The organism is Neorhizobium galegae, assembly GCF_021391675.1.
In the GTDB taxonomy this organism is placed as follows: domain Bacteria; phylum Pseudomonadota; class Alphaproteobacteria; order Rhizobiales; family Rhizobiaceae; genus Neorhizobium; species Neorhizobium galegae_B.
In genome coordinates this window covers 3,987,380-4,000,000 of sequence record NZ_CP090095.1, presented here as the reverse complement: position 1 = coordinate 4,000,000, position 12,621 = coordinate 3,987,380, and the positions used below count along the sequence as shown (strand labels likewise).

The 12,621-nt window shown below is 55.8% G+C and carries 11 protein-coding genes, 1 tRNA gene and 2 rRNA genes (1 of these 14 running past the window's edge); 9 read left to right on the top strand and 5 right to left on the bottom strand.

The window, feature by feature from the left end; genetic code table 11:
* The 5 genes from LZK81_RS19560 to LZK81_RS19540 form a co-directional block, all read left to right on the top strand.
* Positions 1–2,662, top strand: a 23S ribosomal RNA gene (locus tag LZK81_RS19560) (it extends 138 nt beyond the left edge of the window).
* 260 nt (positions 2,663–2,922) lie between these two features.
* Positions 2,923–3,037: ribosomal RNA gene (gene rrf, locus LZK81_RS19555) — 5S ribosomal RNA — on the top strand.
* Positions 3,038–3,292: 255 nt separating this feature from the next.
* A tRNA-Met gene (locus LZK81_RS19550) sits at positions 3,293–3,369 on the top strand.
* A gap of 165 nt (positions 3,370–3,534) precedes the next feature.
* Complete coding sequence (locus LZK81_RS19545; RefSeq protein ID WP_233954348.1) at positions 3,535–4,359, top strand: hypothetical protein; 825 nt, start codon at positions 3,535–3,537, stop codon at positions 4,357–4,359.
* On the top strand, positions 4,344–4,766 hold the full coding sequence (locus LZK81_RS19540) for a hypothetical protein (protein WP_233954347.1): 423 nt from the start codon (positions 4,344–4,346) through the stop codon (positions 4,764–4,766). Before LZK81_RS19545 ends, LZK81_RS19540 begins: the two co-directional genes overlap by 16 nt.
* A gap of 127 nt (positions 4,767–4,893) precedes the next feature.
* Here LZK81_RS19540 and LZK81_RS19535 read toward each other — a convergent pair whose 3' ends face one another.
* Entirely contained in the window at positions 4,894–5,157 is a 264-nt protein-coding gene (locus LZK81_RS19535; RefSeq protein ID WP_233954346.1) for a hypothetical protein, read from the bottom strand.
* A 184-nt stretch (positions 5,158–5,341) separates the two neighbouring features.
* Between LZK81_RS19535 and LZK81_RS19530 the strand changes: the two genes are divergently transcribed.
* On the top strand, positions 5,342–5,632 hold the full coding sequence (locus LZK81_RS19530; protein WP_233956627.1) for a ribbon-helix-helix domain-containing protein: 291 nt from the start codon (positions 5,342–5,344) through the stop codon (positions 5,630–5,632).
* Positions 5,619–5,951: a type II toxin-antitoxin system RelE/ParE family toxin gene (locus LZK81_RS19525; RefSeq protein WP_233954345.1), complete on the top strand. Its 333-nt coding sequence runs from the start codon at positions 5,619–5,621 to the stop codon at positions 5,949–5,951. The genes LZK81_RS19530 and LZK81_RS19525 overlap by 14 nt, the downstream gene beginning before the upstream one ends.
* Positions 5,952–5,968: 17 nt before the next feature.
* Here the strand turns inward: LZK81_RS19525 and LZK81_RS19520 are convergent, their stop codons facing one another.
* A complete protein-coding gene (locus LZK81_RS19520; protein ID WP_233954344.1) occupies positions 5,969–6,682 on the bottom strand; it encodes a DUF4145 domain-containing protein in 714 nt (237 codons plus the stop codon).
* Between the two features lie 24 nt (positions 6,683–6,706).
* The gene (locus LZK81_RS19515; protein ID WP_233954343.1) at positions 6,707–7,048 is read right to left on the bottom strand and encodes a hypothetical protein; all 342 of its coding nucleotides are present in this window, start codon (positions 7,046–7,048) and stop codon (positions 6,707–6,709) included.
* A gap of 234 nt (positions 7,049–7,282) precedes the next feature.
* On the opposite strand from LZK81_RS19515, the gene mobQ reads away from it, so the two are divergent.
* The gene (mobQ, locus tag LZK81_RS19510) at positions 7,283–8,524 is read left to right on the top strand and encodes a MobQ family relaxase (RefSeq protein WP_233954342.1); all 1,242 of its coding nucleotides are present in this window, start codon (positions 7,283–7,285) and stop codon (positions 8,522–8,524) included.
* 140 nt (positions 8,525–8,664) lie between these two features.
* Here mobQ and LZK81_RS19505 read toward each other — a convergent pair whose 3' ends face one another.
* Together LZK81_RS19505 and LZK81_RS19500 are read right to left on the bottom strand one after the other, a co-directional pair.
* Positions 8,665–10,245 (bottom strand): type IV secretory system conjugative DNA transfer family protein, encoded by a 1,581-nt coding sequence (locus tag LZK81_RS19505; RefSeq protein WP_233954341.1) that lies wholly within the window; start codon positions 10,243–10,245, stop codon positions 8,665–8,667.
* Between the two features lie 886 nt (positions 10,246–11,131).
* On the bottom strand, positions 11,132–11,356 hold the full coding sequence (locus LZK81_RS19500) for a hypothetical protein (RefSeq protein ID WP_233954340.1): 225 nt from the start codon (positions 11,354–11,356) through the stop codon (positions 11,132–11,134).
* 576 nt (positions 11,357–11,932) lie between these two features.
* Between LZK81_RS19500 and LZK81_RS19495 the strand changes: the two genes are divergently transcribed.
* Positions 11,933–12,562 (top strand): hypothetical protein, encoded by a 630-nt coding sequence (locus LZK81_RS19495; RefSeq protein ID WP_233954339.1) that lies wholly within the window; start codon positions 11,933–11,935, stop codon positions 12,560–12,562.
* Positions 12,563–12,621 lie beyond the last annotated feature (59 nt).

Here is a 12,621-nt window from a genome sequence, read left to right as displayed (position 1 = left end):
TACCTAGAAAGTTTAAACCGTCTTTCGGGACGGTTTAGGTTTCTAGGTATTGTTAAAAGGTATCTTACCTTCGAATACATAGGGGTAAGAAGCGAACGCAGGGAACTGAAACATCTAAGTACCTGCAGGAAAGGACATCAACCGAGACTCCGTAAGTAGTGGCGAGCGAACACGGACCAGGCCAGTGGCAATCAGGAATAAAGCCGAACGCTTTGGAAAAGGCGGCCGTAGCGGGTGATAGCCCCGTAGGCGTAGAACACTGATTGTCCTAGAGTAGGGCGGGACACGTGAAATCCTGTCTGAACATGGGGAGACCACTCTCCAAGCCTAAGTACTCGTGCATGACCGATAGCGAACAAGTACCGTGAGGGAAAGGTGAAAAGCACCCCGACAAGGGGAGTGAAATAGAACCTGAAACCGGATGCCTACAAACAGTCGGAGGGGGCAACCCTGACGGCGTACCTTTTGTATAATGGGTCAACGACTTAGTGTAACTAGCAAGCTTAAGCCGGTAGGTGTAGGCGCAGCGAAAGCGAGTCTGAACAGGGCGTTCAGTTAGTTGCATTAGACCCGAAACCGAGTGATCTAGCCATGAGCAGGTTGAAGGTTGGGTAACACCAACTGGAGGACCGAACCCGCATCTGTTGCAATAGATTGGGATGACTTGTGGCTAGGGGTGAAAGGCCAATCAAACTCGGAAATAGCTGGTTCTCCGCGAAAACTATTTAGGTAGTGCGTCGATCGAATACCCCGGGGGGTAGAGCACTGGATGGGCTATGGGGACTCACCGTCTTACTGATCCTAACCAAACTCCGAATACCCGGGAGTACTAATCGGCAGACACACGGCGGGTGCTAACGTCCGTCGTGAAAAGGGAAACAACCCTGACCTCCAGCTAAGGTCCCCAAGTCATGGCTAAGTGGGAAAGGATGTGAGGATCCCAAAACAACCAGGATGTTGGCTTAGAAGCAGCCATCATTTAAAGAAAGCGTAACAGCTCACTGGTCTAATTAAGGGTCTTTGCGCCGAAAATGTAACGGGGCTAAAGCCATGCACCGAAGCTGAGGATACGTGACTTGTCACGTGTGGTAGCGGAGCGTTCCGTAAGCCTGTGAAGGAGGACCCGTGAGGGCCTCTGGAGGTATCGGAAGTGCGAATGTTGACATGAGTAACGATAAAGAGGGTGAGAGACCCTCTCGCCGAAAGACCAAGGGTTCCTGCTTAAAGTTAATCTGAGCAGGGTTAGCCGGCCCCTAAGCCGAGGCAGAAATGCGTAGGTGATGGGAACCACGTTAATATTCGTGGGCCTGGTGGTAGTGACGGATCGCAAAAATTGTTCAACCTTATTGGATTGGTTGGGCAGTGGGGCGGTTCCAGGAAATAGCTCCACCGTATAGACCGTACCCGAAACCGACACAGGTGGTCAGGTAGAGTATACCAAGGCGCTTGAGAGAACTATGTTGAAGGAACTCGGCAAATTGCACGCGTAACTTCGGAAGAAGCGTGACCCCATTTTGGGCAACCATAATGGGGTGGCACAGACCAGGGGGTAGCGACTGTTTATCAAAAACACAGGGCTCTGCGAAGTCTAAAGACGACGTATAGGGTCTGACGCCTGCCCGGTGCTGGAAGGTTAAGAGGAGAGGTGCAAGCTTTGAATCGAAGCCCCAGTAAACGGCGGCCGTAACTATAACGGTCCTAAGGTAGCGAAATTCCTTGTCGGGTAAGTTCCGACCTGCACGAATGGCGTAACGACTTCCCCGCTGTCTCCAACATAGACTCAGTGAAATTGAATTCCCCGTGAAGATGCGGGGTTCCTGCGGTCAGACGGAAAGACCCCGTGCACCTTTACTATAGCTTTACACTGGCATTCGTGTCGGCATGTGTAGGATAGGTGGTAGGCTTTGAAGCGGGGACGCCAGTTCTCGTGGAGCCATCCTTGAAATACCACCCTTATCGTCATGGATGTCTAACCGCGGTCCGTCATCCGGATCCGGGACAGTGTATGGTGGGTAGTTTGACTGGGGCGGTCGCCTCCGAAAGAGTAACGGAGGCGCGCGATGGTGGGCTCAGACCGGTCGGAAATCGGTCGTCGAGTGCAATGGCATAAGCCCGCCTGACTGCGAGACTGACAAGTCGAGCAGAGACGAAAGTCGGTCATAGTGATCCGGTGGTCCCGCGTGGAAGGGCCATCGCTCAACGGATAAAAGGTACGCCGGGGATAACAGGCTGATGACCCCCAAGAGTCCATATCGACGGGGTTGTTTGGCACCTCGATGTCGGCTCATCGCATCCTGGGGCTGGAGCAGGTCCCAAGGGTTTGGCTGTTCGCCAATTAAAGCGGTACGTGAGCTGGGTTCAGAACGTCGTGAGACAGTTCGGTCCCTATCTGCCGTGGGTGTAGGAATATTGACAGGATCTGTCCCTAGTACGAGAGGACCGGGATGGACATATCTCTGGTGGACCTGTTGTCCTGCCAAGGGCATAGCAGGGTAGCTATATATGGAATGGATAACCGCTGAAGGCATCTAAGCGGGAAACCAACCTGAAAACGAGTATTCCCTATCAGGGCCGTGGAAGACGACCACGTTGATAGGCCGGGTGTGGACGTGCAGCAATGCATGAAGCTTACCGGTACTAATCGCCCGATTGGCTTGATCGTTCTCATTGATTATGCTCATCGAACGAAGTTCGATGTGCCTGAGACCTTTGTCCTGACGCTGACGCGACCCAATGGGTCGCTACGCTGCGGACGGCCCGCCAAACGGTATTTTGCCTGAAGGCAAAAACCGAAAGGCGACGGCCGCTGGCCTGTATGGGTGCCAAAAGCACTCGTCAGATCTGGAAAGGTTCAAAGACGTGTTCAAAGACTAAAAAATGAGGTTCGCCTCAACCAGCTTCTCAAATGTTGCGCTTCGCTGACCTGGTGGTCATTGCGGGGCGGCCGCACCCGTTCCCATTCCGAACACGGCCGTGAAACGCCCCTGCGCCAATGGTACTCCGTCTCAAGACGCGGGAGAGTAGGTCGCTGCCAGGTCTGCCAAACGCAACATATCTTCTCATCACGAAATCTGCGGCCCCTGGCCGACCCAAGGGCCGCCCACAAAGCGGCCCTTTTGCTGTGCAGAATATGAAAACTTCGGGGTGCAATCGTTCTGCGTCCCTTACAGGAGTAAATCGCCTTCGGCAATTTGCTCCTGCAGAAGGCATAACCGCCCAAGCGGTTACGCCAACGCGACAAAACCAAAACGGTTTTGCGCACGGTCTTTTGCCGTAGGCAAAAACCTTATTACGCGGGGTGGAGCAGCCCGGTAGCTCGTCAGGCTCATAACCTGAAGGCCGCAGGTTCAAATCCTGCCCCCGCAACCAGATCTTACAAGACTATCAAGACTTTATCGGCCTCCTTCGGGAGGCCGAAGTCGTTTTTAGACCTAGCACGCGGCTAACACAAACAGGCCTCCCCGATTTGACGGGCGCTTGATGTCGTGATTCCCTGTTCCCATATCGAAAATGGAAAATGAACAGGGGGCGGTTATGGCGAGCCATGAAATCCTCGGAGGACTGGTGCAGGTTTACCGGCGCGGGGGAAAGGCGTGGCATTGTTCCACCTCCCTCAAAGGCCGCCAGTATCGCTCCAGCACCAAAGAAACAGGACTTGAGCAGGCCAAGGCCTTTGCCGAGGATTGGTATCTCGGCTTGCGCGGCAAGCTGGCGGCGGGCGTCCTGAAAACCGAGACGACGTTTGCTGAGGCTGCCAAGAAGTTCGAGGCCGAATACGGGGTGATTACGGAAGGCCAGCGCAGCCCCAAATGGGTGGAGGGGCATAGCATCCGTCTCAGGCTTCACCTCGTTCCCTTCTTTGGGAAAATGGGTCTGTCGGAAATCTCGGCTGGAACGGTTCAGGATTACCGGGTCCACCGGATATCGACCACGACCACCGGTCGGATGCCCGCGCGCAGCACGCTTCACGATGAAGTCGGAACGTTGCGCCAAGTGCTTAAAACCGCCATCCGGCACAAGTGGCTGCAACATCTTCCTGACTTATCGCCGCCCTACAAGACGCAAGGCAAGATCAGTCACCGGCCGTGGTTCAGCCCGGCGGAATACAAGCAGCTCTATGAAGCGACGCGGGAGAACGCCAAGGAGCCGCAGAATTCCCATTTCCGATGGGAGGCCGAGCAGTTGCACGACTTCATCCTCTTCATGGGGAATACCGGCCTTCGGCCAGATGAAGCCAAGCAGCTCCAGCATCGAGACGTCACCATCGTGGAAGACCCGGAAAGCCGCCAGCGCATTCTAGAAATCGAGGTGCGCGGCAAGCGGGGGTGGGCTGGTGCAAATCCATGCCCGGTGCGGTGAAACCCTATGAACGGCTCCGCGATCGGTTGAAACCCCCGCGAAAGGTCAAAAGCGCCGGGGATAAAGATCAGATCATCGTGCACAAACCCAAGCCGACCGATCCGGTGTTTCCCGGCAGCTATCTTAAGATGTTCAACAACCTGCTGGATCGGCAGAACCTCAAGCTGGACCGTGACGGCAAGCCGCGCACGGCTTACAGCTTGCGGCACACCTACATCTGCCTGCGGTTGATGGAGGGGGCGGATGTCTACGCCATCGCCAAGAACTGCCGGACCAGCGTCGAGATGATCGAGAAGTTCTATGCGGCGCACATCAAGAACACACTGGATGCCTCGATTATCAATGTGCGGAAGCCCAAGCGCTCCTTTGAGAAACCCAAGGCCCAGAAGGCGGCGCCCGAGGCCTAGATGACACCCGAAGGGGTGTCCCGGCGAACCGCTTGCCGGTTCGCAAGCGCCCGCTTGGCGGGGCGCTCTTGGAGAGTTTACCTCTTTTGATGTTTGAAACGTTCGGACGTTTTGAGGCGCCTATTTATCAGCGACCAGCCTTCCGCCAGCCTGCGGCTCGCGCATCGACCTCGGAGCAAAACCAGCGCTCGCCATAATCGCGCCTGATGTTCGTCGATGCGTAATCATATTGCCCCGGCACATGGTAAATCCGTTCGCCGGAGCCAATCGAGATATTACCCTTGATGTTGCAGCTCGGATCGAAAAGCTCTCGCGGGACGACTGTATAGCCGCCTGCGGCAACGAAGGCCAATGCGGAGACACTGATCACCAGAAGGGTAAAGTTGCTCATGCATCACCTGTAAAGGACAGGATTTTAGATCCGGTTGCTTCGATCGTTAAAGTTGTACCTCCAGCTCATAGCCCTAACCGGCTGGCCGCCGGTATGTGGCATGCCGCTCGTGACGAGCGAAATTTTTCTGGTGTCAGGTATGATTTTATCATACTTTATAAGCAACCAAGGAAAGTGCACGACAATGCGAAATGCGGAAAAGGTAACCATCACGCTCACGGCCGATATGTTGCAGAGCGTGCGCGACACGGTCGAGGCCGGTGAATTCGCGACGACCAGCGAGGCCCTGCGGGACGCGGTGCGCGTCTGGCAGCGCCAGCGCCTTGAAGACGCCGAGCGCCTCAATGCCATGCGTGCACGCATCCGCCGCTCCCTTGACGACCCGCGTCCCAGTTTGACGGCGGAAGAGGCAGAAGCGGAAATGAGCCGTTTCATGAAGGGGCAGGAAAAAGCGTCCCGCAATGCGGCACGTTAAGGTCACTTACCGGCCCGAAGCCATTGCCGACCTTCGCCAGATCTATATCGACATTGCCGATATCAGCCAGAGCCATGTGACCGCAAACCGGTTTGTGAGCCGCATTATGGCGAGGTGCCGCAAGATCGGAAATGTCCCGAATGGCGGGCGACCCCGTGATGATCTGGAGCCCGGCCTGCGAACCGTGCCGTTCGAACATTCCGCCGTGATTGCCTATCACGTCACGGACGTGGTTGAGATCGTCAACGTGTTTTACGGCGGCAGGGATTATGAGGCCCTCTTTCGCGCCGGTGAGGATGAAGCGGAGTTTGGTGAATAACTGCCAAGGGCAGACGGTCAGTATTTTCCTTTTGCTGCGACCAGTTTCTCGGCCAATTCCTTAATATGCTCGCGGTACTTTCCATAGTATTCCCGTAGCCATTCCTGATATACCTCAAACGCGTCGAGAAGTTCCTCACGGCCAGCATCTCCCTCATGGCTACCGACATTTCCAACATGTCGCAGTGCGTGGAGTGACCTTTCCATGTCGGGATGTTTCTTTCCGAACTCGGCGATGCGGTCGTTGAGTGTACCTTTTGGGGGAATTGCCTCGGCGTCCAAAATGCGTTCGACGCTGATTCTCAGCCGGTTAGCTGCTCCGCCTCTGTCGCCCCAGAACGCCGTGAAAGACTCCCGCATGGCCTCTGCGGCGTCTTTGGGAATACTAGGTGGGAGTGCCATTAACGGCGAGCCGGGTATCATTGAGAGCGGCTTTAGCGTGCGCCGTTCTGTGATGCCGTCGCGCGTGCTGTGTTCATGCGATTGGTAATTACCGACCATTGCTACTGGCGTATCACAACGCTCGCAAACCAGCATGCAGGAGAATCGACCGAAGCTGTAGTCTGGATGAAAACCGTCTTCTTTGATCATTGCCGAGGATGAGGCGTCGCGTTGAAGGAAAAGTGACTCCTGGATAATTCGAAGATTGCCGCGTTCACAGTTGGGACACGGCCAAGGCGGAAGCTCATCTTCCCAAAATTCGGGTTCCCAGAGTGGGCGATAGGAAGCCATGTTAGAATTTGCCTCTCATTTTGGTTAATTTGACGCGATTGAGTTCATCGGCAGGACACATTCGGCTCCCAGATAATGCGGCAGTACAAGTGGCATGACAAATAACAACATACCACCTAACGCCACGGCGATTCCTGCCTCGCTTTTGCCCATCGATACCGCCCACATGATGACACCGACCGACGTGAGCAAGACGCCGACAGCGTAGGCGGCGGCCACGATCGGTCGCAGCAAAAAGCAAAGTATCAGTGGGCGATAGCCCAACCACTCCGCCCCGAGGTCGAAGAGGAATGCACCAACGAGCGCGGTGCCAACGACTGCGGCAAGGTTGCCGATGAGTCGGACTGTGGGAGAAGTCGAAGCCATAGATTCACCGGCGGCGGGCAGGATTCAGGGTGAGGATATCAGGTAACAGGGGCGTGTATAGGATGGGAGTTGAAAGGCTAATTGCGCACTTATACATTGCTAGCGCAACATAGGTGCCCGGCAGACACAAGGATGTGTCAATCCGCCGGGAAGGAGGCCCTTGCGGGCCGAGTTTTGAATGGTGGCAGGGATGCCACCGGCGGCTACGCCGCACTCCCAGAAAAGGAGCGGTCAATGGCGATCTACCATTTCTCCGGTCAGATACTGGGCCGCCAACCAAAACGCAACCCGGACGGCACTTGGCGTCCTGGCTCGAAGGTTGTTGCGGCAGCGGCGTACCGTTCCGGGCAGCGTTTGACCGACCGGGATACTGGCGAGGTGCATGACTACAGCCATAGGGGAGGGGTGGTGCATGAGGAGATCATGACCCCTCCCGGCAGCGCCTTGTGGCTAGAGGATCGGGAGCTGTTGTGGTCGAATGTCGAGGCGCTGGAAATTCGTAAAGATGCCCAGCTCGCCCGCGAGTTCAACATGGCGCTGCCCTGTGAACTGGATCATGCGCAACGTCTGGAACTGGTGCGGGATTTTGTGGCGGTGCATTTCGTCAGACGGGGCATGGTGGCCGATCTCGCCTTGCATGACCCCATGCCGGACCACGGCCAATCAACGCGGAATTTTCACGCGCACGTCATGTTGACGTTGCGACGTGCGACCCCGGATGGACTAGACCCGGTCAAAACCCGTGAATGGAACAGCCGTCAGCTTTTGGGGGTCTGGCGGGCAGAATGGGCCGTGGCGTGCAATGCTGCCTTGGAACGGGCGGGCAAGCAGGTGCGGGTTGATCACCGCACGCTGGTCGCTCAGCGTGACGAAGCGTTGAAGCAGCGCGACATGGCAAAAGCAGCAGCGTTGGACCGTCAACCGGAAATCCACGTTGGACCCAAAGCCCGACAAGTGGTGCGGCGCGGGCGCGTGCCGGTCAGTCAGGTGCGGGAGGTCAACGCCTACCGCAAATCTCCCGGCGAGGAACCAGCGGCGCGGCGTCAGCGGGTCTACACCGCGCATGATCGTGGGAGCCGTCAGAGCTGGCTGGAAACGATCCTGATCGGCAACAATGAGCGGCTACGCCATGACCTCAAAGCCATTGATCGGCGCTTTGACCGGATCAGCCGGAAGCTGGACTACTGGGAACGGCGAGCGTCATTTTACAGCGAGGGGACCATTAAAGGACGCGAGTTCCGGTTCAATCGCTGGAAAGCCGCTGAGGAATCGAAACAGCAGAAGGCGGAGGCGGAGCGGAGGGCCGCCCACGCCCGCAAACGGATCGAGCAAGTCCGGTTTCTCTTGAAGGAGCTTGAACGCTTTGCCGGTGGCAAGAGGCGAGGGCGGGAAAGTGGGTTGGTGAGGACGCGCGAGGTTGAAGGGTGGGTGCGGGCTGCCTTGGCCAGAGATCGTGGTCAAGGCAGGGAACGGTAGGGCCACCGCCACCTCCATGCCTCAAGGCACGCTGCGCTCTTCGACCTTGACCCATGGAGGCGGCGGTGACAGGGGCTTGGGAACAGAAAGCCCAGGTGTGGGCTTTTTGCCCCTTTTACTAGAGGGATTTCTTGGCGGCCTTACTGCAATATTTGGGAGGAAGGTGGCGGCGGCAATGTCCTGCTTCCCGGCTCAACTGGCATAACGGGTTCGTTGTTGAAGCCTGTTGGCCTTGAGCCGTCCCAACGATCCCAAAGACCGCGCCACCGGCGTATCTTGCGGTAGTCGATACGGCATCCAAGGATCGAAGAGGACACATCGCGCAATTTAATGATGGTGCGGGTGAGGGGAAGCCTCTGGACTTCGGCCGGGTCAACCAACCAGTATCCGCTTTCGGACTTGCCTTGTTGGCGGTTTTCCTGCGACCAAGCGTTCCCGGAGTGGCTCGTCCCGGTCGAACTGGAAAGGGTCGTGGTGTGCCCCACCATCACCGAGACATATTGCGCGGTGTCGTTGTCGGTAGTCCCGAAGAACACGCGGGCCGAGGCGTTGGCGAGGAATGCCTTGGCCTCTTCGCCGTAAACTTTCCGCATCTGCGGCATGTTTTGCCAAATCAAGACCGGTGTGCAGTAAGCGCGGAGCAGGCCGGATTGAGATTCCAGCGTTTCGAGGCGTCCGAGGACGGCGACTTCATCCAGCAGCATAACGACCTTCCGTTTGGGGCGGTTGGCCTTGGCCCGTGTGAAGGTTTTGAGGATACACCCGACCATAACCCGCAGCCACGGTCCGTAGACTTCCAGCACGTCTTCTTCCACACAGAGATAAAGGGTCTTGACGCTGGTGGTGAGATTGTTGAGGTCGAAAGTCGACGTTTGCGAAAGTTGCCCCGCAGGGGCTCCGGCTGACCATGGCTCGGTGGCCTTTTGAGCGTTGGACAGAATTGACGAGAATTCCGGCGAAAACCCGCCATCCTTTCCCATCGCCGTGGTGAGGAATCCGGCGGCGATTTCTCGGGCGGCAAGAGAGGGGGATTCATTGGCGATTTCGCCGAGTGTGGCAATGAATACCTCTGGCGTGCCGACCGACAGGCGGCGCACTGTGGCAAGGTTCCGGCTGGCTGTTGGCTCATGCAGAACGTGCAGCAGCAGGGCTTTCAGGAGCGATGCCGCCTTATCGTCCCAGTGGCTCTCGCGAGCATCGGACTTGACCATCAATGCCGCGAGGGCCGCCGCATCGTCGGATTCGCTGGGCGTATCCTTGCGAATGATGTCCATTGGATTGTAGCGGTCGGAGCGGGCGAGATCGGACGGATTGAGCATCCGTATTGTGCCGAGCTTTGACCGGTGGCGCCGGGTTATCGCGTAGTTTTCGCCTTTAGGATCGGTCACGACCATCGACCCGCGATAAGTCAGCAGAGACGGGATCACGATACCCAGCCCTTTCCCGGCGCCGGTTGCAGCGAAGACCATCACCAGTCCGTCCGTCGAGAAGCGGAGCAGGCGGCCGAATGCGCCCCGGCCGAGAATGACACCTTCGCCGGATATCGCACCTTTGCGCCATTGCTCCCACCGTGTCGCCCAGCGGGCCGAACCGTGAGGGTTGCCCTGGCGGCGCTGCTTGCGATGGAATTTGAAAGGTAGACGGGCAAGCCACCAAGTGAACTTGAACAGCCGAACTGTAAGCCAGGTCAGCAGCTTGAGAAGAGCTATAAGAACATCCATGAAGCCATGCTCCCATGTGAAAAATGGCGCGGCAACGCCATACCTGCCGATGCGTCAAAGGCTCCGCAGGTATGGCTATGATGAAGGGTTGTTATCAAACGCGTCGAGGCCGTGAGACGGTTCTATGCCTTGGACGTTTCGCCCGGTTCCGCTTCGGTTTCAGCTTGCGGAAGATTGTCGTGCTCGTCCGCCCAACTTGAAAGTCTGGAGGGCGGAGAGTCCGGTGCGGCTTCAGTGGATATCTCGTCCTGACAGACGTCGGATATCGAACCGACCGGGTTGTCCAATAAGCAAAGAGGCACATGACGGCATGTCCCAGAGCCTTTAGAATTACGATTATCACCTTGATATAAAGGAGAATGATCCGTTCCGTGATTTTGAAGATCAGGCCCAAAAACTTGCCCATGATCGTCAATCATCCAGCGGGCCGAGGTTCTTCGGTTCGAAAGTGGCCGGAGAAACAGTCCATTGATACCGGACGGCTGTTATGCCGTCTTCGATAATCCCGATGTTTGTCCCGTCGGCCAGTGTCACCCATCTTACAAGTTTTGGGGACCCCATACCTTTGAGAGCGAACCTACCGATCGCTGTCACCAAGATGCGCTCAACGGTCTTGGATGAAAGCGGCGTGGTGGGTTTTATTGGGGCTTTGGGGGTAGGCGGGAGGCTTTGCGCCTCCACCGTAACAGGCATAGCCGTCGCTGGCTTGATGACTTCAAGTCCCCTCCCGGATTGCACTACCGTCGTCGGCGTGGTTCCAGAACTTAAACTGCGTATTCCCATGTCGGAATCTCCTGAGTCTGAAAGGATGTTGGCTCCGCCGTACACCGGTTAGCTTCTGCCAACCGGTAACGAAGGGGAGGGGGGTGTCCCCCTCCCCAGCTGCCTAGTGGAGCGTCTGTTCAAACAGGAGCTGGAACCAATTCGCCGGATTAACGAAATACAGGTGCTTTCCCGGCTTGTCGGAGTTTGGGAATACAATGATCGCGCCCAATGAGCCGTTACGAGTGCGCTTCCAGCCGATTACGCGGCCCTTCACCACTTGTCCGAAACGGGTCTCATGGGCTGGAACGATGCTATTAAAAATGTGATTTACCTGATCGTCTGTCATTGCTGTTTTCCTTTTGGGTTCGAGGATGTCCGTCGAGGTGCATCTCAGCGGAACATTTCAATGAAAACAGCAGCTTGTACTTTTGGCATTTTTATTAATTTTGCTTCTCAATCTTATTAAGATTGACACGCTCGCCAACAACAAACCCTCCCATGCACGGGAGGGTTTGCCGGAGATCACCGCACACTATTGCAAATGATCTCTTGCGCGGCTGGACAGACGAGAACAGCCGCGCAATCGGGAAAACGATGTGATGGGATGGTTCGAGTATGGGACGACGGTTGTAGTCCGCAAGTCCCCTAGGTAGAATTTTTTGGTGATACACGTTCGAACAACAAACCCTCCCTAGCCGGGGAGGTTTGCCGGAGATCACCGCATACCACTGCAAATGATTTCTTGCGTGGCCGGACAGACGAGAACAGCCGAGAACAGCCGTGCAATCGGGAAAACGACGTGATGGGATGGTTCGAGTATGGGACGATCATTTGACGCCGCAAGTCCGTCGCGTAACTTTTTCGACAGACTCAATAGATGATTCGAAGTTGAAACCTATCCGACTGAAAAGGTGAAGATTTGATGGCGGGCAACGGAACAAGGCGAAAGGGCGGGAAGCCCAAAGGAATCCCCAAATTACGGCAGAGCCTTAACATAGATAAAGAGTTGCTTGAGGAGGTGCGGAACGAAGCAAAAAGAGACGGAATGACGTTTTCAGACTATTTCACCAGTGCCATTGAGCTCAAAAAAAGGGGGCCAATAACGTTCGATACCCCTTTCATAGGAAGTAGGTTCAAAGAAGACGAGCTAACTATTGGCGAATTTGTGACCAAGTTAAATAATAACGATCTCACAATAGTTGATAGAAAGCAGGTCGAGTACATGCATAAACTCATCAAATTCTCGTACCTTTATCTGTATTGGATACAAGCCTTCAAACGGACAACGCCCGTTATTATGGCAGACGGTGTTCAGGAAATTTATGATCAGGAGCGGCTGGAGGTCATCGAGGCCGTAGCAATCGTGTTCAAGACGCCTGAACAAGACATAGCGGATGAGGTCGATCAGCGAATAGGTACGCGGCTTAGAGAGGATGCTGCAAGCATGGCCGAAGCGAAGTCCAAATATGCTTCTGAGCAAGGCAACAAAACGTCCGATGAGCCATCGGGAGGGCTATTGAATGGTTGGCTGCGTCATCTTTTTAGACGCTAAGTGGCGGAGGCCCGATTGAAATTGCATTGTAATGTTGGCTTGAAACCGGGCGCTAGAGA

Coding starts and splice junctions, on each gene's coding strand:
- LZK81_RS19545 (WP_233954348.1), top strand. CDS start 3,535: ATGGCGAGCCATGAAATCCTCGGAGGACTGGTGCAGGTTTACCGGCGC.
- LZK81_RS19540 (WP_233954347.1), top strand. CDS start 4,344: ATGCCCGGTGCGGTGAAACCCTATGAACGGCTCCGCGATCGGTTGAAA.
- LZK81_RS19535 (WP_233954346.1), bottom strand. CDS start 5,157: ATGAGCAACTTTACCCTTCTGGTGATCAGTGTCTCCGCATTGGCCTTC.
- LZK81_RS19530 (WP_233956627.1), top strand. CDS start 5,342: ATGCGAAATGCGGAAAAGGTAACCATCACGCTCACGGCCGATATGTTG.
- LZK81_RS19525 (WP_233954345.1), top strand. CDS start 5,619: ATGCGGCACGTTAAGGTCACTTACCGGCCCGAAGCCATTGCCGACCTT.
- LZK81_RS19520 (WP_233954344.1), bottom strand. CDS start 6,682: ATGGCTTCCTATCGCCCACTCTGGGAACCCGAATTTTGGGAAGATGAG.
- LZK81_RS19515 (WP_233954343.1), bottom strand. CDS start 7,048: ATGGCTTCGACTTCTCCCACAGTCCGACTCATCGGCAACCTTGCCGCA.
- mobQ (WP_233954342.1), top strand. CDS start 7,283: ATGGCGATCTACCATTTCTCCGGTCAGATACTGGGCCGCCAACCAAAA.
- LZK81_RS19505 (WP_233954341.1), bottom strand. CDS start 10,245: ATGGATGTTCTTATAGCTCTTCTCAAGCTGCTGACCTGGCTTACAGTT.
- LZK81_RS19500 (WP_233954340.1), bottom strand. CDS start 11,356: ATGACAGACGATCAGGTAAATCACATTTTTAATAGCATCGTTCCAGCC.
- LZK81_RS19495 (WP_233954339.1), top strand. CDS start 11,933: ATGGCGGGCAACGGAACAAGGCGAAAGGGCGGGAAGCCCAAAGGAATC.